Consider the following 2,881-nt stretch of genomic DNA (forward strand, 5'->3'; position numbering starts at 1 on the left):
ATTCCTTGAACCCTTCCCCTGCTCAGCGGTATATTTGCGCCGTTGCAGCCGTCTACACTGCTGCTTTTATTTACCACTGCCGGTGGTTTATCGTTAGCTGATATCTGGTACTGCCATGACTATTTCTGTAAGCTATAGCAACGAATCAACAGGAGTGATTTATGCAAACCTCTGCTCAAAATAAGGGAATGACCCATCTAAAAGCCCTGGAAAATGAGTCTATTCAGATTTTCCGTGAAGTAGCTGCCGAGTTTGATAACCCGGTGATGCTGTATTCGGTAGGCAAAGACTCTTCAGTGTTGCTGCACCTGGCCCGTAAAGCCTTTTACCCGGGCAAAATTCCATTTCCGCTGTTGCATGTTGATACCACCTGGAAGTTTAAGGAAATGATCGCGTTCCGCGATAGTATTCCTAAAAAGTATGATCTTGAACTGCTGGTTCATATTAACCAGGAAGGCGTGGCGATGAATGTTGGCCCGTTCAGTCATGGCAGTGCCAAGCATACTGATATTATGAAAACCCAGAGCCTGAAACAGGCGCTAGATAAATATAAATTCGATGCGGCCTTTGGTGGCGCGCGAAGGGATGAAGAAAAATCCCGGGCGAAAGAGCGGGTGTATTCGTTTCGCGATAAACACCATCGCTGGGATCCGAAAAACCAGCGGCCTGAGCTGTGGAATATTTTTAATGGCCGGGTTGATAAAGGCGAGAGTATCCGGGTGTTTCCGCTGTCTAACTGGACTGAGCTGGATATCTGGCAATATATCTATTTAGAAAATATCGACATTCCCGATTTGTACTTTGCCAAAGAGCGACCGGTGGTCGAGCGCGATGGTACTCTGATAATGGTTGACGATGAGCGGATGCCGTTAAAAGAGGGTGAAGTACCACAAATGAGGCAGGTTCGTTTTCGCACGTTAGGTTGTTATCCACTGACCGGCGCAGTCGAGTCGTCTGCCGCAACCTTACCGGATATTATTCAGGAAATGCTGCTGACCAAGACCTCAGAGCGCCAGGGCCGGGTGATTGACCACGACAGCAGTGGCTCGATGGAAAAGAAAAAGATGGAGGGGTATTTCTAATGAGCCACGCATCAGCCTTAATTGAACAAGACATTTTAGCGTACTTAAACCAACACGAAAATAAACAGCTGCTGCGCTTTATTACCTGCGGCAGTGTCGATGATGGTAAAAGTACCTTAATTGGCCGCTTGCTGCACGACAGCAAAATGATTTTTGAAGATCAGTTGGCCGCCATTACTGAAGACAGTAAAAAGTCGGGCACGCAGGGCAATAAAGTCGATTTAGCCTTATTGGTTGATGGCTTGCAGTCAGAGCGCGAGCAGGGTATTACCATTGACGTGGCGTATCGGTATTTTTCTACCGACAAGCGTAAATTTATTATTGCCGATACCCCGGGCCATGAGCAGTATACCCGTAATATGGCGACCGGTGCCTCAACCTGTGATGTGGCGATTATTCTGGTGGATGCGCGCAAAGGCGTGCAAACCCAGACCCGGCGTCACAGTTTTATCTGCAGTTTACTGGGCATTAAGCATGTGATTGTCGCCATTAATAAAATGGATTTAGTGGACTACTCGCAAGCGCGCTACAAAGAAATTCAGGAAGAGTATTTAACCCTGGCGGGTTCGCTGGATATTCCGGATATTCGCTTTGTGCCAATATCGGCGCTGGAAGGCGATAACGTGGTTAACCCGAGTGAAAAGCTCAGCTGGTTCCGTGGTTCTACCTTAATGCAGTATCTGGAAACCATGGAAATCAGTGCTTCTGCTGACAGCCCGGAGTTTCGTTTCCCGGTGCAGCTGGTTAGCCGGCCCAATTCCGATTTTCGTGGTTTTGCCGGCACTATTGCCGCCGGTAGCGTAGCAGTAGGCGATACCATCCGGGTGTTACCTGCCGGTACTATATCAACCGTTAAATCTATCGTGACCTTTGATGGTGAGTTACAGGAAGCCCATGCGCCGCAGGCTGTAACGCTTACCCTGAACGACGAGATAGACATTAGCCGCGGTAATATGCTGGTGAAAAAAGATGTGCTGGCGCACGTGTCGTCACGCTTGCGGGCCAAGATGATTTGGATGCACGAGCAACCACTGAAAACCGAGCGGGATTACTACTTTAAGTTTGCCTGTAAGTTGGTTAGCGGTGAAGTGGCCAAGTTGCATCACCGGATTGATGTGAATACCCTGGAAGAGCGCGATGCGCAAAACCTGGGCTTAAACGAAATTGGCCTGGTTGATATTAACCTGACCGAAGCGGTTGCCTTTGATGCCTATTTAAAAAATAAGCAAACCGGTGCTTTTATCGTGATAGATCGCTTAACCAACCTTACCGTTGCCGCGGGTATGGTTGATGCGGCATTGGTGGCACAAGCCGAGCCGCCGCCAGAGCAGGAAATCAGTGGCCTGAGCTCGTTTGAGCTAGAGTTGATCCAGCTACTGCGCAAGCACTTCCCTGAATTGTCGCAAAAAGGCCGTAAATGAGTCTGCCGGCCATTGCGCTGGTAGGGATGTTAGTGCTGCTGGTGGCAGCACTTATCCGTTATTCGGCTCACTCGGCCGGTATTTTTGCCGCCATGTTACTGGCTATGCTGGCACTGGGGTTTATTGACACCAGCATGCTGCTAAGAAATGCGGCCAACCCGGGCTTAGCCACGCTGGTGTTGCTGGTGCTGATATCCTTTTCGCTGGAAAAAACCAGTTTGCTTAGGCGCTTGTCGCGCTTTTTATTTACCCGCTCGGTAGCCGGCTCGGTACTGCGCACTATTGGGTTTACCGCGCTGGCCTCGTCGGTGCTGAATAATACCGCTGTGGTAGCCGCGATGCTTAACGCGGTGCGGGCCAATAAAAAAGTGGCGCCGA

At 49.6% G+C, this 2,881-nt stretch carries 2 protein-coding genes and 1 pseudogene; all 3 read left to right on the forward strand.

Annotation, left to right across the window (positions count from 1 at the left end; genetic code table 11):
• Positions 1-161 precede the first annotated feature (161 nt).
• The gene (cysD, locus tag ABY802_RS16415; protein ID WP_372628195.1) at positions 162-1,082 is read left to right on the forward strand and encodes a sulfate adenylyltransferase subunit CysD; all 921 of its coding nucleotides are present in this window, start codon (positions 162-164) and stop codon (positions 1,080-1,082) included.
• Positions 1,082-2,503 carry a sulfate adenylyltransferase subunit CysN gene (cysN, locus tag ABY802_RS16420; protein WP_372628196.1) on the forward strand — a complete coding sequence of 474 codons (1,422 nt, stop codon included), beginning with the start codon at positions 1,082-1,084 and terminating at the stop codon, positions 2,501-2,503. Before cysD ends, cysN begins: the two co-directional genes overlap by 1 nt.
• Positions 2,500-2,881 (forward strand): annotated as a pseudogene (locus ABY802_RS16425) (SLC13 family permease); the annotation flags it as partial. The gene cysN and the pseudogene ABY802_RS16425, both read left to right, overlap by 4 nt.

Source organism: Arsukibacterium sp. (genome assembly GCF_041616895.1).
Lineage (GTDB): Bacteria > Pseudomonadota > Gammaproteobacteria > Enterobacterales > Alteromonadaceae > Alishewanella.